The 22,491-nt window shown below is 37.0% G+C and carries 25 protein-coding genes; 7 read left to right on the top strand and 18 right to left on the bottom strand.

The window, feature by feature from the left end:
- Positions 1-30: 30 nt before the first annotated feature.
- From ACNHOZ_RS14155 to galE, 11 genes are all read right to left on the bottom strand, one after another.
- Positions 31-165, bottom strand: coding sequence for a hypothetical protein (locus ACNHOZ_RS14155; RefSeq protein WP_447697249.1), 135 nt, complete (start codon positions 163-165; stop codon positions 31-33).
- Positions 166-401: 236 nt separating this feature from the next.
- A complete protein-coding gene (locus tag ACNHOZ_RS14150) occupies positions 402-1,079 on the bottom strand; it encodes a hypothetical protein (RefSeq protein ID WP_063248222.1) in 678 nt (225 codons plus the stop codon).
- 110 nt (positions 1,080-1,189) lie between these two features.
- Complete coding sequence (locus ACNHOZ_RS14145) at positions 1,190-1,867, bottom strand: hypothetical protein (RefSeq protein ID WP_255899559.1); 678 nt, start codon at positions 1,865-1,867, stop codon at positions 1,190-1,192.
- Positions 1,868-1,958: 91 nt separating this feature from the next.
- Positions 1,959-2,645 (bottom strand): hypothetical protein, encoded by a 687-nt coding sequence (locus ACNHOZ_RS14140; protein ID WP_028412277.1) that lies wholly within the window; start codon positions 2,643-2,645, stop codon positions 1,959-1,961.
- Entirely contained in the window at positions 2,642-3,142 is a 501-nt protein-coding gene (locus ACNHOZ_RS14135) for a hypothetical protein (protein ID WP_308012840.1), read from the bottom strand. Before ACNHOZ_RS14135 ends, ACNHOZ_RS14140 begins: the two co-directional genes overlap by 4 nt.
- Before the next feature lie 304 nt (positions 3,143-3,446).
- Positions 3,447-3,803 carry a hypothetical protein gene (locus ACNHOZ_RS14130; protein ID WP_155726339.1) on the bottom strand — a complete coding sequence of 119 codons (357 nt, stop codon included), beginning with the start codon at positions 3,801-3,803 and terminating at the stop codon, positions 3,447-3,449.
- Positions 3,804-5,417, bottom strand: coding sequence for a DUF6792 domain-containing protein (locus ACNHOZ_RS14125; RefSeq protein ID WP_098248559.1), 1,614 nt, complete (start codon positions 5,415-5,417; stop codon positions 3,804-3,806).
- Positions 5,410-6,096 (bottom strand): hypothetical protein, encoded by a 687-nt coding sequence (locus ACNHOZ_RS14120; protein ID WP_048020149.1) that lies wholly within the window; start codon positions 6,094-6,096, stop codon positions 5,410-5,412. Before ACNHOZ_RS14120 ends, ACNHOZ_RS14125 begins: the two co-directional genes overlap by 8 nt.
- Positions 6,097-6,354: 258 nt before the next feature.
- The gene (locus ACNHOZ_RS14115) at positions 6,355-6,744 is read right to left on the bottom strand and encodes a PepSY domain-containing protein (RefSeq protein WP_255899548.1); all 390 of its coding nucleotides are present in this window, start codon (positions 6,742-6,744) and stop codon (positions 6,355-6,357) included.
- A gap of 205 nt (positions 6,745-6,949) precedes the next feature.
- Positions 6,950-7,132: a DUF3973 domain-containing protein gene (locus ACNHOZ_RS14110; RefSeq protein ID WP_013055747.1), complete on the bottom strand. Its 183-nt coding sequence runs from the start codon at positions 7,130-7,132 to the stop codon at positions 6,950-6,952.
- Between the two features lie 230 nt (positions 7,133-7,362).
- Complete coding sequence (gene galE, locus ACNHOZ_RS14105) at positions 7,363-8,343, bottom strand: UDP-glucose 4-epimerase GalE (protein ID WP_033578225.1); 981 nt, start codon at positions 8,341-8,343, stop codon at positions 7,363-7,365.
- 239 nt (positions 8,344-8,582) lie between these two features.
- Here galE and ACNHOZ_RS14100 point away from each other — a divergent pair, with 239 nt between their 5' ends.
- Positions 8,583-9,599 carry an acyltransferase family protein gene (locus ACNHOZ_RS14100; protein ID WP_255899544.1) on the top strand — a complete coding sequence of 339 codons (1,017 nt, stop codon included), beginning with the start codon at positions 8,583-8,585 and terminating at the stop codon, positions 9,597-9,599.
- Between the two features lie 38 nt (positions 9,600-9,637).
- On the opposite strand, the gene ACNHOZ_RS14095 is transcribed toward ACNHOZ_RS14100, so the two are convergent.
- Both ACNHOZ_RS14095 and ACNHOZ_RS14090 read right to left on the bottom strand, forming a co-directional pair.
- Positions 9,638-10,522, bottom strand: coding sequence for a fumarylacetoacetate hydrolase family protein (locus ACNHOZ_RS14095; protein ID WP_221833112.1), 885 nt, complete (start codon positions 10,520-10,522; stop codon positions 9,638-9,640).
- A complete protein-coding gene (locus tag ACNHOZ_RS14090) occupies positions 10,519-11,718 on the bottom strand; it encodes an amidase (protein ID WP_221833114.1) in 1,200 nt (399 codons plus the stop codon). The genes ACNHOZ_RS14095 and ACNHOZ_RS14090 overlap by 4 nt, the downstream gene beginning before the upstream one ends.
- A gap of 203 nt (positions 11,719-11,921) precedes the next feature.
- On the opposite strand from ACNHOZ_RS14090, the gene ACNHOZ_RS14085 reads away from it, so the two are divergent.
- The 3 genes from ACNHOZ_RS14085 to ACNHOZ_RS14075 all read left to right on the top strand — a co-directional run bounded on the left by ACNHOZ_RS14085 (position 11,922) and on the right by ACNHOZ_RS14075 (position 14,611).
- Positions 11,922-12,632 (top strand): M50 family metallopeptidase, encoded by a 711-nt coding sequence (locus ACNHOZ_RS14085; protein WP_221833123.1) that lies wholly within the window; start codon positions 11,922-11,924, stop codon positions 12,630-12,632.
- A gap of 148 nt (positions 12,633-12,780) precedes the next feature.
- A complete protein-coding gene (locus ACNHOZ_RS14080) occupies positions 12,781-13,494 on the top strand; it encodes a suppressor of fused domain protein (RefSeq protein WP_255899540.1) in 714 nt (237 codons plus the stop codon).
- 184 nt (positions 13,495-13,678) lie between these two features.
- Positions 13,679-14,611 (top strand): aldo/keto reductase, encoded by a 933-nt coding sequence (locus ACNHOZ_RS14075; RefSeq protein ID WP_014461281.1) that lies wholly within the window; start codon positions 13,679-13,681, stop codon positions 14,609-14,611.
- Positions 14,612-14,648: 37 nt separating this feature from the next.
- Here the strand turns inward: ACNHOZ_RS14075 and ACNHOZ_RS14070 are convergent, their stop codons facing one another.
- Together ACNHOZ_RS14070 and ACNHOZ_RS14065 are read right to left on the bottom strand one after the other, a co-directional pair.
- Complete coding sequence (locus ACNHOZ_RS14070; protein WP_063248229.1) at positions 14,649-15,002, bottom strand: DUF4181 domain-containing protein; 354 nt, start codon at positions 15,000-15,002, stop codon at positions 14,649-14,651.
- 32 nt (positions 15,003-15,034) lie between these two features.
- Positions 15,035-15,904: a LysR family transcriptional regulator gene (locus ACNHOZ_RS14065; protein WP_098113753.1), complete on the bottom strand. Its 870-nt coding sequence runs from the start codon at positions 15,902-15,904 to the stop codon at positions 15,035-15,037.
- A gap of 131 nt (positions 15,905-16,035) precedes the next feature.
- Here ACNHOZ_RS14065 and ACNHOZ_RS14060 point away from each other — a divergent pair, with 131 nt between their 5' ends.
- Entirely contained in the window at positions 16,036-16,710 is a 675-nt protein-coding gene (locus ACNHOZ_RS14060; protein ID WP_048020144.1) for a class I SAM-dependent methyltransferase, read from the top strand.
- Between the two features lie 569 nt (positions 16,711-17,279).
- Entirely contained in the window at positions 17,280-18,335 is a 1,056-nt protein-coding gene (locus ACNHOZ_RS14055; protein WP_014461286.1) for a L,D-transpeptidase family protein, read from the top strand.
- 59 nt (positions 18,336-18,394) lie between these two features.
- On the opposite strand, the gene ACNHOZ_RS14050 is transcribed toward ACNHOZ_RS14055, so the two are convergent.
- On the bottom strand, positions 18,395-20,326 hold the full coding sequence (locus tag ACNHOZ_RS14050) for a hypothetical protein (RefSeq protein WP_255899528.1): 1,932 nt from the start codon (positions 20,324-20,326) through the stop codon (positions 18,395-18,397).
- 136 nt (positions 20,327-20,462) lie between these two features.
- Here ACNHOZ_RS14050 and ACNHOZ_RS14045 point away from each other — a divergent pair, with 136 nt between their 5' ends.
- Positions 20,463-21,056, top strand: coding sequence for a YdbC family protein (locus ACNHOZ_RS14045; protein WP_013055735.1), 594 nt, complete (start codon positions 20,463-20,465; stop codon positions 21,054-21,056).
- A 32-nt stretch (positions 21,057-21,088) separates the two neighbouring features.
- On the opposite strand, the gene rpiA is transcribed toward ACNHOZ_RS14045, so the two are convergent.
- Complete coding sequence (gene rpiA / locus ACNHOZ_RS14040; protein ID WP_028412258.1) at positions 21,089-21,757, bottom strand: ribose-5-phosphate isomerase RpiA; 669 nt, start codon at positions 21,755-21,757, stop codon at positions 21,089-21,091.
- Positions 21,758-21,839: 82 nt separating this feature from the next.
- On the bottom strand, positions 21,840-22,430 hold the full coding sequence (locus ACNHOZ_RS14035; protein WP_048020142.1) for a hypothetical protein: 591 nt from the start codon (positions 22,428-22,430) through the stop codon (positions 21,840-21,842).
- Between the last annotated feature and the right edge of the window lie 61 nt (positions 22,431-22,491).

Genomic DNA, 22,491 nt, shown 5'->3' with positions numbered 1-22,491 from the left:
TTTCAAACAAGAGATTGAGACATAAGCAGCTCAGCACCATCTAAAGATGAGCAAATTAAATAAAGGGACTAGTATAGATTGCTTGGGACACCGCGTTTGATTTCCGTGCATGGCTTCGCTTTCCGCGGGCGGCCGCTGAGCCTCCTTGTCTTGCCCTCCAATCAACCGCTAGAAACACCTAATATGTGAAATTTACGTTTACTATATACTTAGCGCAATAACCTGTTATCGTTGGCTTGTAATCATAGACAAATTGCTCATGTTGATAAATAGATGCTAGTTGGAAAACCAAGGATAACAGCCCATTCAAGACATTACAAAAAATATTGCACCTACAGCTAAGCAAATCCTATAACTTTCTTCATCTAACTTGTTACCTCTTCTTCTCTATAAATTCTCTACTATTTCCCCTCATTAAAACGAATATTTTTCAGCATTTTTAAAAACCATTCTTGTCTTTTGTCTTCATCACCACTTTTATATTTATCGCTGCTATCGAAGGAAATCTGTACTATTTTATTAGAATGCTTATCTGCTACATATGCCAAGTATGTATTAGGAATATGTTTCTTCTCATCTACTATTACACGCTTTTCTGTTCCTTTGAAATAAATATAAGCTGATTGATAGTAAATCCTCGTCTGTGAATTTTCAATCTTATTAGTAACACTTAATCCAAATCTTCTTTTAAATAAAGCCTCAACGTGAATACTCTCATCTGCAGGATTACTGGTTAAAAACTCAGTTTTTATATAATTCGCTTGTGTTTTACCTTCAACTTCTTCATTGTAGACAGCCCACCAGCTCTCGTAGGAATCATTATTTACAGCATAATCCTCTCTCTTTTTATGTAAAACTTGATACTCTTCTGGAAACCACATCGTATACTGCCCGGTCTTTGACTTAAACTCATAAAACCCATCATCGGCTTTTTTATCTTTGTTTAAGAACTTGCGCGTAAAGTGATCATCAAAAGCTGGAACGTTGGGGTAGCGGCTTTCGTTTATCAGCCATATTGCTCCTATTAAAATAGCGGCTCCTGTGATAACTATCATGATAACTTTCGAACGTTTTTTCATCGGCGTCCCCTCTACTTTATCGTTTGGAACAAACTTTAATCCTTATATATTGAATAGTCTTTAGCATTTTGATTTGTTGCGCTTATGCTAAAAAAAGCTTTTGCTTATAATTAATTTCCCTTAACAAATTTAATACTTTGCAACATTTTTAAAAACCATTTCTTTCTATCCATTTTATTTGTTTCTGTATTTTCCCCTACACTATCATATATTAATTTGATTACCTTATCAGAGCTTTTATCTGCTACATATGCTACATAAAGGTTGGGCGGATTTTCTTTACTGTCATGTACTATATGTTGGTTAGTACCACGAAAATATGTATAGGCATAATCATAATAAATTCTTGTATGAGAGGTTTCTAACTGTTTAGTTTTTTTACTGTCTAATTGTTCTTTAAATAAACTCTCTACATAAATTAATTCTGATTTCGTGTCGTTCTCGGAAAATTCAGCCTTGATAGCGTACGTTTGTTGTTCATTTTCGTAGGGTTTAATATAAGAGGCTGACCAATTTTCATATGATTCGCCATTTCTAGTGTAATCCTCGCGATATTTATGTAAAACTTGATACTCCTCTGGAAACCACATCGCATACTGCCCAGTTTTTGACTTAAACTCATAAAGACCATCATCCACTTTTTTATCTTTGTTCAAGAACTTACGCGTGAAGTGATCATTAAAAGCAGGGACATTGGGATAGCGGCTTTCGTTTATCAGCCATATTCCTGCTGTTAAAATAACCGTTCCTGCAAGGACTGCAATAATGGTCTTCATCCTTTTTTTCATATCTGCACATCCTCTTTATTTTTACTAGATAGGTTTTGGTATTTAAGCTAAATTGATTTATTTCTTAAATTATCGTTCAACATGAGCTTTATTAAGCTTCATTTCCCTCACGGAACTTAATATTTTTTAATATTGTTAGGAACCATTTTTTCTCTTCTACTTCATCATTCTTTCTGCTTTTTTCACTTTTATCAAACCACAGTTCAATTGCATTATTAGAATGTTTATCCGCTACATATGCTATATATGTATTTGGAGCATGTTCTTTATTAGGATGCATAATTACTTCTTGTGTTCCTTTAAAATATGTATAAGCTGAATCATAGTAGATTCTTGTACTAGAAGTTTCAAACGTATTAGGCTTAGTAACATTTAGCTGTTCTTTAAACATATTGTCTACAGTAAAGGATTCATTTTCAGCCTTTCTTGCGTTTGAAAATGTCATTTCCATATAACTTCCCCCAGCATTTCCAGCTTTGTTATTCACCTCTTTCGCTATCCACCTTTCATAAGAATTACCGTTTATTACGTAATCTTCTCCGTTCTCCTTTATAAGCTGATAGCCTTTAGGAAACCACATCGTATACTGGCCAGTCTTGGACTTAAACTCATAAAAACCATCATCTACTTTTTTATCTTTGTTCAAGAACTTACGGGTGAAGTGATCATCAAAAGCTGGGACATTTGGATAGCGGCTTTCGTTTATTAGCCATATTCCTCCTGTTAAAATAACCGTTCCTGCAAGGACTGCAATAATAGTCTTCGTACGTTTCTTCATCCTCTGACATCTCCGTTGTTTTCTGGTCTAAAATGAATACTTTTTAACATTTTTAAAAATTGCTTATTTGTTTTGTCACCTTCATTTTTTGATAAGTTATTACCTATAGAGTCATAAGATATTTCAATTGTCTTATTTGAATGTTCATCAACTACGTAGGCAACATATGTATTGGGTATGTAACTACTTTTATCCTCAATTACTTTCTCCTCCGTACCCTTGAAGTAAGTATAGGCATTATCATAGTAGATTTTTTTATCTTTCGTTTCTATTACCTTTGGTTTATTGGCGTGAAATCTTCTTTTAAAAGTAGACTCTACAAACACAGCTTCATCTTTGATACTCCGCTCAAAAAATTTCAAGTTCAGTTGACCAATTAGATTCTCCCCTTTGTATTTTTTAGTCGATAAGGCTCTCCAATCTTCATAATTTTGTCCGTTCTTTGAATAGCCTTGACCATCGTCATTCGCTATTACAAATTCTTCTGGAAACCACATCGTATACTGTCCTGTCCTTGATTTAAACTCATAAAACCCATCGTCTACTTTTTTATCTTTATTCAAAAACTCACGAGTGAAATGATCTTTAAAAGCTGGAACATTTGGGTAGCGGCTTTCGTTTATCAGCCATATTCCTCCTATTAAAATAGCGACTCCTGTAATGATTGCGGGAAGGGTCTTCGTACGTTTTTTTATTGTCCTACACTCCCTTTATTACTCTTTTGAAATAAACGGGACTTAATGTAAATTGTTCAACATATAAAAATCCCTCAGACCACTGTCTGAGGAATAGCAGTATCCCTTATGTTAATTCACTTTCATCCATTGATTCTTTATATCGAATTTCGTACTCTCTCTTATGCATATCTTTAATAGAATGCATAAAACTCATAATATGCTGAAATGCTCCAGTATCATACTGCTGAGCTCGTAGCGTATATCCCCGCTCTGCTGCTTCTAATTTACTTTTAACCGCATCCGCAAACTCACCCGTTTGGTTTTCTAAATAGCTTTTAGCATGCCAAAGCTTTTCATTTACTTCTTGATCCTTTTTGATTAACTCTTTAATCCTTTTTGCCTGCTCGTCTTTGAAGTCGTCACCATCAAATTCAAACATGTATTTACCGCTCGTTGTTCCTGTGTGTGTAAAATCAAACAATTAAATCCCCCCTACTACTTCTTTCATGCTTTTAATATCTGAAGCTACCGATTCGTCAGCTTCCATCATCTTCTCGAAATTTTGGAAGAACGCTTCAAGAAACTTTTGATAGTATGTAACTTCCTCTTGAATAGAAGAAATAATTTCTTCAACAGGGGTAAATACACTATCGTCTAGCGGGTCAAACGTTTTGTCAAACGTCACTTTTTCAGCCACACGCTTTTGTCCAAACCAAGCGAGAGTAGCGCCGTCTTTATCTGCCTTTTCCATAAATGACTGGGGAGAAGCTTCTTCTCTGGATATCTTCATTTTTAACTTTTTCTTCTTAGCTTCGAAGACTTCGTTAATTTCACTATGTAAATACTGCTTTAGTGCATTTAAGTTTGCTTCTTTATCTTTAATGGCATTAGCACAGTAATAAACAAACTTCTTCATTTGTTCATAATCTAGTAAGATTTCTTCCTGAGATCCTGAATCAAAAACCTGATAATACGTCTTCATAGCATTAGCTTCTGTGTATTTGACAACATAATTAATTCCGTGGAGTTTTGCTTGTTTACTTTGAGATATTCCTTTAACAAGCTGAAATGTTGCTCCAGGGCTAGTAAATGTATTTACCATTACTACTGCTCCTACTCCTATACCTGCTTTAATCTCTCCAAAATGAAGAAAAGGATATCTTTTTACACTCTCAAGGTATTGATCACGTGTTTCTGGCAAGTTAAGCAACGTTTCTTGTTTCACATGATCATTAACAAACCCTAAACCGCCTAATGTTGTCTTTACTCCAAGGTTATAACGGAATTGGTCTATCATATACACTGGGTTCCATTTTGCTTCTTTCTGAAAAGGATATTTCCCAATGTTAATCATTTCTTCTGTATCTAAATCTCCAAGCATCGTCACTTTGTTACCTGCATACCAGCTGTTTGGAAAAGATTGAGCATGCATAGGTTCACCTTTTACCCAGGTATGGCTGATGGTAGCTTTTTGTTTTTCGTAGTAGGTGTTGGCTAGTTCTGTTAATTTCTTTGAAGATATTCCATCTTTTTTCCCAGTCTGGTGAAACACATACAATTCAAATTCTTTATCTAAAGCTTCTAATTGTTTTAAATTAACTGGTGCATCATTCAATGCCCTTATATCTTTAAAACTTTTTGTTATTAAGCTCAAAGTTACTATTAAATGTCCTCCTAAGGAGTGTCCATCACCATACCTTTTAAGTTTTTCATCAGAACTTTTAATCTTTGTTTCAACTTGCTGATACATTTTTTTTGCATCATTGATTTGTTGAGTACTTTTACCTGCTCCAATCCCTAAAGCATCATATACAACATCTCCAAAATCTTTAGAAGGTTCTGTTCCTCTAAAAACATAATAAACCTCATTGATATTATGTTTTTTATCATGGAAATGAATAGCTGCCCCATCAAACCCAGATTTGTTACCTATTCCCATTTCAACGCTGCTATATATTTTAAAATTAGGTGGATTTTCACCTGTAGCCTCTTTATAAATCCTTGTAATCTCTTTTTCTTTTCCTGATAATCCACTGTACTCAAGCTGAGTTATTTTATTTCTTATATCGTTACTTAATAAAGGTTTTTCACTCACGACTTTTACCCTCGCTAAAATTAATACTTTTTAATATTGTCAAAAACCATAACTTCCTTTTTTCTTGGCTAGTTTCTGTACCTTCACCTATACTATCGTATGAAAATTCTATAACCTTATTAGAGTTTTTATCTGCTACATAAGCAGTATAAGTATTAGGTAAATGGATTTTACTGTTATGTACTACATGCCTTTCAGTTCCCTTGAAATATGCATAAGCATAGTCATAATATATGCGAGTATGTGAAGTTTCTATTTCTTTAGGATTGTTGTTCTTTAATTGCTCTTCAAATAATCCCTTCACATAAACAGGTTCAGATTTCTTATCATTCTTTGAAAATTCAGCTTTAATATAGTATATTGATTTATTTTTTTCATCGATATTCCTATATGAAGCAGACCAATTTTCATATGATTTTCCATTTATAGAGTAATACTCTGAAGCATCATGCAACATTTGATACTCCTCCGGAAACCACATCGTATACTGCCCTGTCTTCGACTTAAACTCATAAAACCCGTCATCCACTTTTTTATCTTTGTTTAAGAATTCACGCGTAAAGTGATCATCAAAAGCAGGGACGTTTGGGTATCGGCTTTCGTTTATCATCCATATTCCTCCTATTAAAATAGCAGCTCCTGCAATGACTGCAATAATGGTCTTCGTACGTTTTTTCATTGTCGCACACCCTTTTAGTTATGTTATAACCTATGTTTTATACATGTTCGATACTATCATACTTATAATGGGAGAGTCATAAGCAGAACGAATCAAAGAACCATAATTAGGAAGTGGTTATTTTTCACTATCACTTACCCTTTCTTTTAAATAAATAATCGTTTCTTGTTTTATTATTGTTACCTTTATTAATAATTTCTCTCAATAAAGAAAACCCCACTTTAAAAAAAGTGAGGTTGATTACATAATATAAGCCATTTACTGAACGCTTCGCTCTCCTTGCGCCAGCACATCAATTTCAGCATCAATCTTTACGCTGTGGGTTTTTCCATCAAGTCCAAGAATCACAATTTCGTATTGCTTGTTAGTGAGAACAACCGATTCGATAATACCTTTATGCTGTCTTAACGCATATGCTTTTGCACGGCTTTTAGTTAAAGGAATCGTTTTTTCTTTCAAAATACTCCCGGTTTGGGCGTTAATTTTTACTTTGTGCTCTTCTCCGTTTAACGTAAGGATGTCTACTGTATAAATAGGAAGAGTGAGTATTTTACTCAGCGATATGGATTTGACAATGCCTTTATATTCTTTTAATGCGAGAAGCTTTGCTTGTTCTTTCAACAAAAGAGATCGTTTTTCAGAAATCATTTGACGCCATCCTTTCTAGTTTATAAAACGGACTGCTGTTTCAATTTCTTAACGTACCATATCCTATGTATACGTCTACTAACTAGTATAGCGGGCTTGTCTTAAATTTCTCTTAATATTACATGAAAGATAGCTGAAGAAAGCTGTTATTCACTGAAAAAACTAGACCTGGTTAGATCTAGCTTCTTATTGGTGAATGTGAATTCTACATTTTTTTCGTTTCGAATCGTTCTACGGCTCTCATTTGTTTGATTGACGGGGATTTGTGGACGCACATGCCTAGATGGACTTTTTGAAGCAAATAGGGATCAATGTAAAAACCATTTTGAAAGATGTTTTCTTTTTCCTGTTCGTCATGAAATTTGGAGCATCTTACACAGTAATACATATCATAACCTCCTTGCGGACTATTTTATAAACGGAGATAGTTGTGAGTGGTATATTTACCTATAGCATATGGAAAAGAATAAAAGTCGTGCTTGTTTAGCGAAAATGTCCGAAAAGAAGAAGGCTTGTTCGTGGGCTAAAACACTGGATTTTAAAAATGATTATTTAGAACATAAATCAGTTTAATCGTAATAAAAAAGCCTCTTCTAAAGAAAAAAGAGGCACTTTTTATTAATTTGTTACTTTTGCGCTGTTTTGATGCCATTTCCAAGCTGATGCGATGATTTTTTCTAATGAAATTTGCGCTTTCCAGCCTAATTCTGCGTGAATTTTATCAGAAGATGCGACTAAGCGTGCCGGATCTCCAGCGCGGCGGTCTGCCATTACGACATTCGCTTTTTTACCCGTTACTTTTTCGCACGTTTCGATCACTTCTTTTACAGAGTAGCCAAGGCCGTTTCCAAGGTTGTACGTTGCTGTTTTCTTCGTGCCGTCTAACAGTGCCTGAAGCGCTGAAATGTGAGCATTCGCTAGGTCCGTTACGTGAATGTAGTCACGGATGCACGTTCCGTCTGCAGTATCGTAGTCTGAGCCGAATACAGAGATGTTTTCACGTTCACCGAGCAGGTGCTGAAGAATAATTGGAATTAAGTGCGTTTCAGGATCATGGCACTCGCCAATTTCTGCTGTTTCGTAAGCACCCGCTGCGTTGAAGTAACGAAGCACAACATATTCCATATCGTAAGCATTTGCAAAGTCAGCTAAAATCTGTTCAATCATTAACTTTGAACGTCCGTACGGATTAATTGGGTTTGTTGCCGTATCTTCTGTAATGATATCTACAGAAGGAATCCCATATGTAGCAGCAGTAGATGAAAAAATAAACTTTTTCACATTGTGCTTCATCATCGTTTGTAAAAGGGTTAACGTCGCAGCTACGTTGTTTTGATAATATTTAAGAGGATCTGTTACTGACTCCCCTACTAAACTATTAGCAGCAAAATGCATGACAGCATCAATTTTATGATTTGTGAATACGCTTTCTAAATCTTTCTCATTACCTAGATTTCCTTCTACGAATACCGCTTTCTCATCGATTGCCCAGCGATGACCCGTTGATAGATTATCAAGTACCACAACTTCATTTGTTTTCACTAATTCTTTTACTAGGTGGCTTCCGATATAGCCTGCTCCTCCGATGACTAAAATCATACTGTCAGTCAGCTCCTTTTTATTAAGTGTCGCTACAGATATCGTACCCGTTTCTTTTCCATTTGTAAATATTTCATTTTTCAGTATCCTGCAGCGATACGGTTATATTTTTTATTAGTATAGACAATCAATATGAACTCATTATGAAGAAAAGGGAAGGAAATTTTTATTGCTCTTTTTCACAGAGAATTAGATAATATACCAGGAACTAATTTACTTATTAAAGGAATGAAAGCTTAATGAGCAAACACCATTCATGGCTAGATGCGCTAAAAGGATTATGTATTCTTACAGTAGTGGCAGGGCATTCTGGCAGCCCTTTTTTTCATCATTATTTCTTTTGGTTTCACATGCCTCTCTTTTTTATGATTAGCGGCTATCTGTTTCACCCACGTTCTAGAATACAAGAAGTACGAGAATGGATTTTGAAAAAATGGATGCGTTTACTTATCCCTTATTTTTCATTTGGCCTGTTAATAGTAGCCCTTATTTTTGTTCAAACATTTAACGTTCGGGAAGTGTTACTAAACATCTACCATTTATGTATTGGCGGGAGAACTCTCGGATACTATTACGGTGTTTTTTGGTTTGTCACTTGTTTATTCTTAACTCACCTTATTTTTGCCTATGCAGCTCTACTGATTAAAAGAAAAAGCTCAATGGTTCTTTTCTTAGCTCTATGCTATCTTATCGCTCATATTTATGTCAGCTTTCCATTTCTTCAGCAAAAAAACATTATATGGAGCGCCAATTCTGTTTTGCTATCCATTTGTTATTACGCAATTGGATACTACAGCAGACAAGCTTTTTCGTTTGTTGAGAGAAAAAGCACCGTAATTCTGAGCAGCTTAATCATTTTATTGATTGTAGTTTTAGAAAAGCTCAGCGTTCTTTCTTATACATTAGATATTAAAGCAAACGTTTATACATGGCTGCTTGATTTGATTATTCCTCTTTGCGCGGCAAGCATTCTTGTATATATAAGCAAAAAAATGAGCTTAACAAAGTGGAGTAAGCCTTTTGAATACGTGGGGAAATCCTCGTTTACCATTATGTTTTTGCACGTACCGGTTACTATTTTAATAGAAAAATACACCGGCATATCTACCGTCTTTTTATACATAGTAATGGGAACATTGATTCCTTTAATATGTCATATATTGTTGAAACAATTTCTTCTTACAAACGCATTATTTTTAGGTGCGTTTCCTATTCCGAAAAAGGACAGTGGACAAACACTTCCAGTTTCGAAATAAACAGTCATGTAACCCCTGTTCTTTACAGGGGTTATTTACTAGATTTGCTGAGGCACTTTCTTCATGTCTTTCACTTTATTTTTTAATGGAAGCATGCCTTCAATATGGCATTCAATACAGTCCCCGTTTTCAATAACAGCGGGTCCCGGCGTTCCGGTTAAGATGATATCTCCCGGGTGCAGCGTCATGACTTTTGAGAAAAATGAAACACAGTATGCGATGTCGTAAATCATATTAGACACGGTATTTTCATGCTGCATGTCTCCGTTTAGCAATGTGCGCACTTGAAGTGATTTCACGTTTGATATGCTTTCTTTTGTGATAAACTCTGAGCCTATACTGCAAAATGTATCAAAGCTTTTTGCTCGCATTAAGTAGCGATGATTCGCCGCATGAATATCAGCTGCGGTTACGTCAATGGCTGACGTATAGCCAGCAATTACGTTCATGGCTTCATCTGGCTCTATATCCTTACACGTTTCGCCGATTACCACCGCTAGTTCCGCTTCAGCCGTTGTTTTGTAGGACTGCTTTGGAATACGAATGCTGTCATCTGGTCCAATAATGGCGGTTGCGGGTTTTAAAAAACTAACTGGATCAATGGCACGGTCGTAGTCTTTTAGTTTTTCTTCAGAAGCTGCATAATTAAATCCAATGCCTAACAATTTTGACGGATTACTAATGATAGGAGCTGTTTTTCTGCCCTGCAAGTGCAGTGCGGGAAAAGAGCTGTTCATACCAAATTTATTATGGGCGTACCATGTTTCAAGGTGGCGAAGTTCTTTATATTGAATAAGATCCCAAATTGTTGTAGACCAGTTTGTTAAATATTTAGCATTAATATCTTCTATAAGCAGAATGCTGTCATTGTCTAAAATAGCTGCTTGTTCTTTCCCTTGCTCTATTATATTTACTAACTTCATGATACGCTCCTTACCGATGCTTGAATGATATGATCGCTGTTTTCTTTTACCCAATTTAATAATTTTTCATCTTGGTTGTATCCTGCAATAAAAGATAAGCCGATTGGCAAACCGTCTAGTTCTCCTGCAGGTATCGTAACTTGCGGAAGTCCGCTTAGTCCGGCAATACACGTCATTTGAAGTGTTCGCAATCTTCTGTTTTCTAACTCCGGTCCTTTTGCATCTTTTACAGGCGCGGGTCCTGGAGCTGTAGGAAGCACTAATATTCCGTCTTCTCCAAGCTGTGAGTACATAAAATAGCGAAGTTCACGACGCTTTTCTTCTATATAATTCATATTTAATAAGGTAAGAGTGCTCGCCCATTGAAAGCGGCTTCCGATATCGTCTCCAAACGTTGGGTTTTCTTTTTGAATCCATTCTCCGTGCGTTTGCCAAATTTCTTTTCCTTGCAGCAAACGAAAAGTTTCCATATATGTAGAAAAACCCTGGGGGGCCATTACTATTTCTTCTGTAGTAGAAAAAGACTTCATTACGTGCTTAATAGGTGGTGCAAGAGCTTGCATGCTTTGTTCATCCACAAGTTCCATAACGTCTGTTGCTACATAAAGTCTTGTAAAACCGCTAGCACGCGACGTTGAGTTCAATAAAACTGCTCCTATTTTTTGCAGAGTGTGGCCGTCTCTAGCCATTACACCAACTGTATCAAAGCTTGGAGCAAGTGGAATTAGACCATTTGTAGAAATGCGTCCGTGAGAAGGACGATACCCAAAAATACCGCAGTAGCTTGACGGAATTCGAACCGATCCTCCCGTATCTGTTCCAATCGCAAAATCAGTTATTCCCGCTGCGACAGCAACCGCTGATCCGCTCGAAGAGCCTCCCGGAATTCGATCTGCGCCTTTTGGGTTTACCGGTGTTCCATAATGCGCGTTTTCTCCATTTAGTCCGTACATAAGCTCGTCCGTGTGCGTAACTCCCTTCAGTGCAGCTCCTTCTTTTAAAAGAGCAGCTACTACATCTGCATGTTCGCTTGCAGGCTGATGCGTGGCGAGCCAATCCGGATTTCCTGCACTTGATATATGTCCTTGTACATCAAATACGTCTTTTAACGCAAAACTCAAGTTATTTAACATCCCCGTTCCCGTTGGAGGTACGTAAAGATCACTGTCTACAAATGCGTTCCACGTATCTTTCATTCAACCATCTCCTCATTTCTTATATCTGTTTAGAATATAAAATTTGGAATAAGTTGGTCAATGAATGTGTCAGGTCTGTTTACACTAATATTATGTAAGTCTCCCAACTTCTCTTTTCCTAGAGAAACTAGCCGTTTCATTTCCCTTTTAGCACGTTTGCGAGTAAAGTAGAAACATATCATTTTACGAAAAGGACTATCGCGATGGAACAATCTACTACGCTTTTCTTATTTATTTTATTAGCTTTTGTGCTAACAAGAGGCATTCCATTTATAGGTTCATTTGCTCCTAGCATTAATACACTGCTTAGGCATATTGGACGTTATTTTTCAAATTTAAATACGATGTTTCATGAAGATGGCCACGCGTTAATGGGGCTTATTGTCGGAAAAGGCGTCAATCGCATTGAGCTTTACACCAATAATGAAGGTGTAGCTGTGACTGCCACCTACGCGGGATCCCGTGGATGGCTGCCGCGCGTCATTATTGCCTTAGCCGGCTACCCGTTCAGCTCAGCAATGGCTTATTTGTTTTTCTACCTGCTCGTTCACAACCACTACGACTGGCTTTTTTACGGGTTAGGAAGTGTTGTTGTTATTAATTTACTGCTTTGGGTACGTAACGGATACGGAATTGTATGGCTATTTTCTATCGGTTTGATCCTCGGAGGCATCTATTATCTGCAAGATCCACAGCTTATGCGCTACAGCATGATGTTTGTTGGTGCACTGTTACTTGTAGAATCTCTATTTTCCGCCTTTATTATTTTTATGTTAAGCATCAAATACCCAAACGATGCGGGTGACGCTACAAGTTTAAAGCAGCTTACCCATCTTTCAGCACGCTTTTGGGGATTTTTATTTTTCGCACAGGCCGTGTATGTGGCTTATTTGATTTTTCACCTGATTTATTAAAGACAACATTCTGTAATCCCCCGAGAAAACTTTGGGAATTTTATAATTTAAAGGAATAATTTACTTTTATACACTAAATAATGGTTTACGAGTTCCCTAAATGAGGTATATATTGGGTACTATGAAGTCGTAAAGAGGTGTGGGATACTTGTCATTATTTTTAAAGTGGAAGCAAAAGAAGCAGGAAAAAGAAGTAGAGCGTGTTCTTGAGGAATCAGTCTCAAAAAGAAAAGACTACTGGAACACAATTGGACATGTAGACGGAGACGTATTAACTCATTTGTTAAATCCCATGTTTTTTGGCGGGCCTGCTTGGCCGTCTGGACGTCAAACTTTTATTCGTGTTCAAAAAACAGAGACGGTTATTTTAGCAAGCGACGGCTTGTCCGATCCGTTTCAACTACCTGAAGAAAAGAGCCAAAGACAAGGAAAGGGATTAGAATTCTATATCGAATGCGATGATGAATCTCTTCGCGGACCTTTATCGGATATCCAGGATCACTGGGCATTTGACCTTCTTTATCAAATGAGTCAAAATGCTGCCGCTCACCCTAATATGCTAGAACTATTCATGAAACATGATGTTCTTTCAATTGAATTTACGGATTTGGACGTACCGCCTCATTTTGTAAATAAAAATGGAGATATTGGTGTATTGCTAGGAGTTCAGTCTCCTTCTGTTTCAGCTAGCCTCTCTTTACCTTACGAATCTATTAAACTGATTAGCATGAAGCTTCTTACACCAAACGAATTAGATTATGTGCGCGAACAAGGAGCGCAAGGACGCAGGCAGCTCGCTGAAACATTTCAGCTGTCAAAAAGCTATCATATTACCATGACTAAAAGAGAGTCTCTTATTTAAAAGAGGTTCTTTTTTTATTTCTGCTATTGAAATAGAGCCACGTAGAATATACTCCTTATTTACGTGTAACTCAAGTTCACATACTTTTTTAAAGCTGCTTTTCATATGAGCGTACTATTTTTGATTCGTGGTATATTTTGCTATAGTAAAAAAGAAGATATAAAAAAGGAGATGGACGTTAGACATGGCAGAAAAAGTGCAGATTGGAAAATCCGAATTATATGTTAATCCTATTGGACTTGGAACAAACGCTGTAGGAGGACATAACTTATATCCTAACCTAAACGAAGAAGTAGGCAAAGACCTTGTTCATAAGGCGCTAGATAATGGCATAAACCTACTTGATACAGCGTTCATTTATGGTCCTAAACGTTCTGAAGAATTAATTGGCGAAGTGCTAAAAGAACGCGGGAATCGTGAAGAAGCGGTGATCGCTACAAAAGGAGCACATAAAATTGTTGGAGATGAAGTACTGCTAGACAATTCTCCTGCATTTTTAAAACAGTCGGTTGAAGATAGCTTAAAACGCCTTCAAACAGATTATATCGATTTATATTATATTCACTTTCCAGATAAGAACACACCTAAAGACGAAGCGGTTGGTGCGTTAAAAGAATTAAAAGATGAAGGTAAGATCCGTTCTATTGGCGTATCAAACTTCTCGTTAGATCAGTTAAAAGAAGCAAATAAAGATGGTTATGTAGACGTGGTCCAAGGCCAATATAACTTAATTCAGCGAGAAGCAGAAAGCGATATTTTACCTTATACGGCTGCAAACCGCATTTCATTTATTCCATACTTCCCGCTAGCTGCTGGCTTACTTGCTGGGAAATATGATAAGAATACAAAATTTAATGACCTGCGCGAAGATATGCCTCATTTTATCGGGGAAGCATTTCAGCAAAATCTAGAAAAAGTAGAGCGTCTTCGTCAAATCTCTAACGCGAAAGGCGTAGAAGTAGCTCACCTTGTTCTGGCTTGGTACTTAACGCGCGATTCAATTGATGTGTTAATTCCAGGGGCAAAACGCGCTGATCAAGTACTTGATAACTTAAAAACATTAGATGTTCAGCTCACTTCTTCTGAAATTAAAGACATTGATCATATTTTTAAATAATACAAAAAGAGCTTTGCCATAGGTAAAGCTCTTTTTTCTATACAATTCCGCTGACTAATAGAACAAAAGCTGTAAAGAAGAATCCCATCTGTACAAAGCTTGTTACGTACTCTTTCGTTTCTTGTTTGTATTTCCATTCATCTATACTTTTTAACAAAATATTCACGACTAAAAATAGGAAAGATACGATATAAGGCTCTACAAACATAAAGATCATATCAAGTAACAGACAAAGAACAAAAGCTATCGTCACATATTTATCCCATCGGCCTAAAGCTAGACTTTCATACTCATATTTTCCCCAAAATTTGCTGCGAGGGATATCAAGGACTTTTCTTAAAATAAAGTCTGCTAAGACCGCTGCTGCTACAAGTATTATTAATATATACATTGCCATCCCCCCTTCCTTTTTATGGTATCATTTCAACTCGTTTCTGTTAAGGTCTCAGCTACAAAGTGCTTAAACTGCTTTGTTTCTTCCGTTTCACCTTTTGTTACGATATACGTATGTGAAGAAGGCCGGATAATTTTTTGCTGTGAAATGACGCTTAACGTTTGATTTTCAACTTCCTTTTTCACCATAGAAAATGGCAAATAAGATACGCCTAAACCTTCTTCAATAAAGCGCTTTGTAATTTCTACTTGCGTCACAGGAAGCAGCTGAATGTGAGGATAACAAGCCTTGATTTGAAGGAGTAAATCTTCCCAATAGACAGGATGATTATTCGTAAGCAGCCGGTAGGAAGATAACAGCTCCTGTTCCGTACGTGCCTCTGCAGAAAACGGGGCAACTAAGACTGCTTTTTCTTTATGAATTAACTCATAAAAAACGTCTGCCTGACCCGGAAGCATCCTTGTTAATCCAATATCTGACCTTCTGTCGCTGATGTCTTTTCCCACTTGAAACGAATTTGTGATATTAACCGTTACTTCAATATGGGGATATCTCTCTACAAATTGTTTGATGAGGCTTGGTAAAACAGATGCTGCTATTTGAGGAGCAGCGGATATAGCCAGTTTTCGGTTATATCCTTGCTTCCATAACTTAAAATTTCCTACTCCTTCTTCATATGCCCTCACCATTTTTTGAGCATGAGGCAAAAAAAAGCGTCCTGCCTCAGTCAGCGTGATGTATTTACCTTTTTTTTCAAAAAGCTCAGCACCTAACTCTTGCTGCAGTCGCTGAATATGCTTTGATACAGCAGGCTGTGTTAAAAATAAATCTTCAGACGCTTGCCTGAAATTTTCATAAGAAGCCGCTATGATGAATGTTTTTAACCATTTGATCTCCATTTTCTTCTCTCCATCTCTTTCTATTCATAACAAACTGGAATCAATACTGCTTATTTTTGTTTATTTTCTTTTCTACCAAACTTCTATACGATATATGTATCTCAATATTACCAAATAAAGGAGCTGTAAAAATGAAAAATAACGTTAAAGAAAAATTTAATGCTCATGCTTCTCAGTATGATGAGCAGCGCCGCAAACTTATTCCTTGTTTTTTTGATTTTTATTCCATTCCCGTTTCTCTTCTTCACTTTTCAAATAAGCCGCTTCGCGTACTTGATATCGGAGCAGGTACAGGATTGTTTTCTTCTTTTGTCAAAGAAAAATACCCAGATGCTCATTTCACGTTGATTGACGTGTCAGATCAAATGCTTGAAAAAGCCAAGGAGCGCTTTAAAAACGAACAGAATATGGAATTTATTGTATCAGATATAACAAGCTACGAATTTGAACACTCATTCGACATTGTGATTTCTTCACTTGCTATTCATCATTTAGAAGACGAACAAAAGCAAAAGCTGTATGGTCAAATTTATCATTTACTGCATACAGGAGGAATATTTATTAATGCCGATCAAGTATTAGGCCATTCTTCTATTATTGAAGAGTTATATAAAAAAGACTGGAGTGAAAGAATTGCCGCAAGCGGATTAACGCATGAGCAAATTAAGGCTGCTCATGAACGTACGAAGTTAGATAAAATGGCAACTTTACATGACCAGTTAAATTGGCTAACAGCAAGTGGGTTTAGCACGGTGGATTGCATCTATAAATTTTTTAATTTTGTTGTAATGTATGCTCAAAAATAACGGTTTAAAAACTACTTGTCTCTTTGCAAGTAGTTTTTTTACTCTGTTCCTCCCTATATTCGAATAAGAATATTTATCTATTTCCATAAAACTACGCATACTTCTTTTCCAGTTTCGTATATCTAATAATAGCTTCGTTCTCCTGAACTTTTGAATTTTTTGTACATAAAACCCATATAAAGTATTTTTATACTATTTTATGTCTTTTTATGGTATAAAAAATACAACTATGTTACAATATGATTACAAAACAATCTATATAACGCTTTCATTTCTTTACACGAAAATGAAGAACTGGAAAGGATGTGCTGCTTATGTAAATGTGAATCCGCTAGATTAGTAAACTTATATTCTTAAAGTTGTACAAATCATCAAGAAAAACTTAGTTATTCTTATTATTATAAATTCCCGCTAGTAAAGTCTTTCTACTTAATGATTTCCTTATTAAGCGCATACATACAGGTATAGAAAATGCAGCTATTCGTCTTTTATTTTATTAGTGAAGAATTTATAGCACTGCTCAAAGCACCATAAGTTTTTCATTAATGCAGCCTAAGGAGGCGCAGCACATGGCAAATAGAATATCAAGAACAACAATCGTACTCATAGCGGCTATTCTAGCTCTAGCCTGCTTGTTTGTAGGCGTTCCAAAAACAGAAGCTGCTTCAACACCATCTCATTTAATTATCATTAACAAAGCAACAAATAAACTGGCTTATTACCAAAATGGTTCACTTGTCCGAACGTTTTCAGTCGCAACAGGACGCACGCAGTCTCTTACACCAGAAGGGCATTTCAAAGTAGTGAATAAAATTGTCAATCGCCCTTATTACTCAGGGAACATTCCTGGTGGAGACCCTAGAAATCCTCTTGGCAACCGCTGGCTGGGTCTAAATGCGAGAGGTACATACGGCACGACGTATGCTATTCATGGAAATAATAATCCTGCTTCCATTGGCAAATATGTAAGCAGCGGATGCGTTCGTATGTACGATGAAGAAGTGGCATGGTTATTTAGTAAAGTGACCGTCGGTACACCGGTTGTGATTACAACTTCTTCTAAATCATTTAATGACATTGCAGCAGCAAACGGGTACAATGTTTCTGGAAACTCAGGTTCTACTCCAGCTCCTTCTACAGGAACTGTTTTAAAGAAAGGCAGTAAAGGAAATGCAGTTAAAGAACTTCAGCAGAAGCTAACTTCACTTGGCTATAACACAAAAGGTACGGACGGTGTGTTCGGTGCCAATACAGATTCAGCTGTGCGTAAGTTCCAAAAAGACCACGGCTTAACGGCTGACGGTATTGTTGGTCCATCAACGTATAAAGCTTTAGGAAACCCTGGAACCAACCCGACACCAACAAATCCGACAAATCCAAAGCCAACAAACCCACCAGCGGATACAACAATTAACACAAAACAAACGCTTAAAAAAGGCAGCAAAGGCAGCAATGTTCAAGCTCTTCAAAAGAAATTAACGGCGCTTGGCTATGATACAAAAGGCACGGACGGTATTTTCGGCGCCAATACTGAAGCTGCTGTGCGTAAGTTTCAAAAAGACAATAAGCTAGCAGTGGACGGCGTTGCCGGACCTAATACGTTAACTGCTATTTCCAAACGCTAATAGAGCCTGAAATCAGGCTCTGTTTTTTTTATTTATAAACCTCTTTTTACACGGACTCCTTAATGAACCATTACGCCGTCTTTCTTTTCTACCACATACTTAATCAATTGATAAACCGTTCTCATAAGAATTTGCTGCTGATAGATATCGTTTTTGGCAGGAATCACACTTTCTATGACCCTGCTATATTTATACGGCTGATCGTCTTCTTTTTCTTTATAAAGAGCGCGCCAGTCATTACGGGGATTTTCAAGCAGCTGTTCGTTGAAATAGGAATAAACGACGGTTGCGAACTCACCTGCCAACTCTTGAATAACCTGCTGTCGGTCGGTGACCGAATGATAAGTACTTGACCATCCAGACGGCTGACTTAAAAAATGCTCATACACAGATGAAATAACGGCGGACGCAATAGCTGGTACCGGTCCTTCATTCTCTCCTAAGGAAATGTTTAAACACGTTTCTCTGTCCATATAAGGAATGTTCAGCGACTCCATTGCTTCATAAAAAGCCTGCGAGACAGTCAAGTTTAAATAAATAGGATGCAGCTCTTGCTGCTTTTTTCTCGTTTCTGATACTAAAGCTGTCTTTAAGTCTTTATACAGAAAGTGACTCTCTTCGGATTCCTCGTGTACACATTCTAAAATAGACGTATTCCCTACTGTTAAATAGTAGTGAAGCTGCTTTCTCATAAGAGATGAAACGCTTTTAAGCGCACCATCTATCATTTTAGCCATGGCATGTTTTTTAGCATAACCCGTACGGCAGCTTGGAGAGGTAAGCAAATCTCCGTGTGTAACACAAACGTTTACCTTAGCACCGTGCCCATGTACGATGAGCTGCTGAAGAAATTGAATATCTAATTCTTTAAGCCCATGATGTACGTATAAAATAGAAGCTGCTTGTTTAAAAGAATCGTGGATGGTGCCCGTATATTCAACAGATGGATGCTCGCAAATCGCTACCCCTTTTTTAAAAGAAAAAGGGCCGGAAACTTCAATTCTACGAAACAATGGATAAATAAGGCGTCCGTTATTTTCTTCTTCTTCATTTGTTAGCGGATCAAAGAAAGACAGCTCTTTTGCTGTGAGACGGCAGGATATTGGCCAGTCGTCTTCCCCTATTTCCCACGTTCCTTCCTTGTATTCTCTCAACCGAGATTCAATTGCCAGAAGCATTTGCTCAGTGATCTTCCTACATTCAAGCCGCTTATGCCATACCTCTGCAAAATCTCTTCCTTCTTGATCAACAGCGTCTTTTACTATTTCACTTTCTCGTTTAATTGTATCTACAAATTGTTTGAATGAACTATTTTCGTCGCTCATTCTTAAAGGAACATCATCATTAAAATAACGGGCTTTGTATGGAATATCTCCCAAAAGAGCGCGCAGATTAAAAGAGGAATCTCCGTGTAATAACTCAAAGACCAAGTCATAATCCGTGCCTCCTTCAGCATACACTTCAGCGCTTCTTAGTAGGATATTCTCCACTTTCCTTTGCACTTCACTTCGCGTAAAAAAAGAGACGGCAGCTTCATAGTGTTGAGAATCCTTCACCTTATACGTAGCAGAATAAGCGCCTTTACTGCCTATTCCTAGAAAGCCGCACTCCTTTTTTATACCAAGAAGCTGGCGGATTAAAGATGTTTTGCCGCTTCCTTGTTCTCCTATTACATGAACGTACTCATACTCGCTGTCAATTTGTTCGCTTGTCTTTTTTTCAATATCGTTATAAAAAGCATTCACTACTCGTTCATCATACCTTGCTTTTGCTCTTCCTTTTGCAGTACTTGTCCAAAAATCCTGCACTCTCAGCAGTTCATTCATCTCTTCAACCAACATGTCAATTTCATCGTGTTGCTCTGTATACATAAACCGTTTAACAAACGGGTGCGATCTTCCTCTTTCATCTTTTTTAAACGGATGCTGAAACATAATTGACCAGCCTTTTCGCGTAGGAGACTGACAGGCTTTTGCACGAAAAACTTTCATTCATTTCCCCTTCTTTCCCTAACATTGTCCTATTTGAAATGTATGGCTTTTAAAGGGGGGATATGTCTATCATTTTCCTCTTTTTAGAAGGATTTTTCCTGCATTTATCGAAGTAATTAATTGAGGTGATGGGAGAATGTTGACAAAAATTGTGAAATGCAGCATACCGACTGATAAAAAAGCATCTTTTTCATATACGCAACAGCATTGGGCTGCTCTTGCACACGTGAATGGTTTCATTGGCCAATTAGGGGGTTGGAACGTGGAAGATGAAACAGATGCTTGTATTCTAGCTCTGTGGGAAGATGGAACAACTTATCAAGAATTCATGAAGCATACTCATGATTCTATTTTTTATAAAAGCAAGCAGGATCAAACATATACGAATTTGGACGTTTCAACATCAGATCCGTCCTACTTCATCGGAGCACGCTACAATTATTATAGAAGCAGCGCCATTGAAAGCCGTTATTTAGTAAAGACGGAAATTGAAGTCGATTTTTACGACAAAGAAGATATTCATGAGATGGTAAAAAGCTTGATAAATCCTTCTTATCGTTGTTTATCTCACGTTGTATCACCAATCGAGCATAGCAAGCTTGTCATTTTTTCATTATACGGATCTGCTTGTCCGCAAAAAACAATTGATACTTTCGTTCATCCAAATGTACTGAACGCGTCTCAATACATATACCAATTAGAGAAAAATTGGAACGTTCTTTCCAATTAAAAAATAGAAGCCTAGGCCCGACGCCAAAGCTTCTATTTTTTTATGATATGAACCTCTTGATTTTGTACGGTAATGACTTCCTCCGTCATTCCTACAAACAAACCGCTTTCTACTACGCCTGGAATCATTGTAAGCTGTTTTTCCAGCACAGCAGGATTTTCAATTTCTGAAAAATGGCAGTCTAGAATATAATTTCCGTTATCAGTGATAAACGGCGTATGATCATCTAAAAGCCTAAGCTGCGGTACACAACCTGCACTGCGAATATGCTTCGCCGTCATTTCCCAGCCAAAACGTATAACTTCAACAGGAAGAGGAAAAGCTCCTAGCGTCTTCACTATTTTCTTAGAATCCGCAATCACGATAAACCGCTTCGCTGCGTACGCAATCATTTTTTCTCGAAGCAGCGCGCCGCCTCCTCCTTTAATTAAAGAAAGTTCGCTATCCACTTCATCCGCTCCGTCAATTGCTATATCAATATATTCAACATCCGCTAAGGTAACAATAGGAATACCTAGTTTCCTTGCCAGTTCTTCTGTTTTTTGAGAAGTAGGAACCGCTTTGATGTTTAATCCATTTTTTACTCGTTCACCTAGTTTGACAATTGTATAATAAGCTGTTGAACCTGTTCCTAGCCCTACAATCATTCCATCTTCAACAAATTGTGCTGCTTTTTCACCAACTGCTTGTTTTTCAATCATACGAAGGCCTCCTTACTCATATTGTACCCGTTTACATAAAAAAGCAAAAGCATTATGAATCCTTTCAAAAAAACTCAGCTGACTATTCAGCTGAGTTTTTTTGAAACTGTGTATTTAGAAGAATTTTTTCTACCCAATACTGCTGTTTTGTACTGTTTGTCTGTTCGCTGCTTCTGAGTTCAAACGTATAGTAAATATACTTGCTTGAATAATCATCATTCACATAAGCATGATAAATGCTATGCTTTCCATCTCTTGTTTGTTTTTTCACATAAATCGTTGCATTTTTACCTTTTAACATGTAATCAGGCTGAAACGCATCCATTTTTTTTTGAGCTGCTTTGCTTTTTTTCTTAGAAAATAAAGCCGTTATTTTCCCAGCATTGTATGAATCATTTTCCTTCGTTGATGCTGTCCATACTTCACTTTCATCTTCACTGCTTTTATAAGAAGATTTATGAATAACATACTGAAGCGGAAACCACATGCTATATTGATTGGTATCCGAAGTAAATAATTCAAATCCATTGTCTGTTTGTTCATGATCGACCAAAAACGTACTCGTAAACTTATCTGCCTGGGCTTCACTTTTAAATTTCCCGCTTTGAAACAGCCAAATTCCTACGGCAATGACCAATGCTCCAGCTACTGATGCGGCTTTTTTTCGATCCATTGTTTCCACACACCTTTTAATACCCCTTTAACTTTCGATAATACCATATTCATGTTTACAT

The organism is Priestia sp. D51 (assembly GCF_053345675.1).
The sequence above is the reverse complement of the archived record's forward strand: the minus strand, read 5'-3'. Positions and strand labels throughout refer to the sequence as shown.

Coding starts and splice junctions, on each gene's coding strand:
- ACNHOZ_RS14150 (WP_063248222.1), bottom strand. CDS start 1,079: ATGAAAAAACGTTCGAAAGTTATCATGATAGTTATCACAGGAGCCGCT.
- ACNHOZ_RS14145 (WP_255899559.1), bottom strand. CDS start 1,867: ATGAAAAAAAGGATGAAGACCATTATTGCAGTCCTTGCAGGAACGGTT.
- ACNHOZ_RS14140 (WP_028412277.1), bottom strand. CDS start 2,645: ATGAAGAAACGTACGAAGACTATTATTGCAGTCCTTGCAGGAACGGTT.
- ACNHOZ_RS14135 (WP_308012840.1), bottom strand. CDS start 3,142: ATGTGGTTTCCAGAAGAATTTGTAATAGCGAATGACGATGGTCAAGGC.
- ACNHOZ_RS14120 (WP_048020149.1), bottom strand. CDS start 6,096: ATGAAAAAACGTACGAAGACCATTATTGCAGTCATTGCAGGAGCTGCT.
- ACNHOZ_RS14115 (WP_255899548.1), bottom strand. CDS start 6,744: ATGATTTCTGAAAAACGATCTCTTTTGTTGAAAGAACAAGCAAAGCTT.
- ACNHOZ_RS14110 (WP_013055747.1), bottom strand. CDS start 7,132: ATGTATTACTGTGTAAGATGCTCCAAATTTCATGACGAACAGGAAAAA.
- galE (WP_033578225.1), bottom strand. CDS start 8,343: ATGATTTTAGTCATCGGAGGAGCAGGCTATATCGGAAGCCACCTAGTA.
- ACNHOZ_RS14100 (WP_255899544.1), top strand. CDS start 8,583: ATGAGCAAACACCATTCATGGCTAGATGCGCTAAAAGGATTATGTATT.
- ACNHOZ_RS14095 (WP_221833112.1), bottom strand. CDS start 10,522: ATGAAGTTAGTAAATATAATAGAGCAAGGGAAAGAACAAGCAGCTATT.
- ACNHOZ_RS14090 (WP_221833114.1), bottom strand. CDS start 11,718: ATGAAAGATACGTGGAACGCATTTGTAGACAGTGATCTTTACGTACCT.
- ACNHOZ_RS14085 (WP_221833123.1), top strand. CDS start 11,922: ATGGAACAATCTACTACGCTTTTCTTATTTATTTTATTAGCTTTTGTG.
- ACNHOZ_RS14075 (WP_014461281.1), top strand. CDS start 13,679: ATGGCAGAAAAAGTGCAGATTGGAAAATCCGAATTATATGTTAATCCT.
- ACNHOZ_RS14070 (WP_063248229.1), bottom strand. CDS start 15,002: ATGTATATATTAATAATACTTGTAGCAGCAGCGGTCTTAGCAGACTTT.
- ACNHOZ_RS14065 (WP_098113753.1), bottom strand. CDS start 15,904: ATGGAGATCAAATGGTTAAAAACATTCATCATAGCGGCTTCTTATGAA.
- ACNHOZ_RS14060 (WP_048020144.1), top strand. CDS start 16,036: ATGAAAAATAACGTTAAAGAAAAATTTAATGCTCATGCTTCTCAGTAT.
- ACNHOZ_RS14055 (WP_014461286.1), top strand. CDS start 17,280: ATGGCAAATAGAATATCAAGAACAACAATCGTACTCATAGCGGCTATT.
- ACNHOZ_RS14050 (WP_255899528.1), bottom strand. CDS start 20,326: ATGAAAGTTTTTCGTGCAAAAGCCTGTCAGTCTCCTACGCGAAAAGGC.
- ACNHOZ_RS14045 (WP_013055735.1), top strand. CDS start 20,463: ATGTTGACAAAAATTGTGAAATGCAGCATACCGACTGATAAAAAAGCA.
- rpiA (WP_028412258.1), bottom strand. CDS start 21,757: ATGATTGAAAAACAAGCAGTTGGTGAAAAAGCAGCACAATTTGTTGAA.
- ACNHOZ_RS14035 (WP_048020142.1), bottom strand. CDS start 22,430: ATGGATCGAAAAAAAGCCGCATCAGTAGCTGGAGCATTGGTCATTGCC.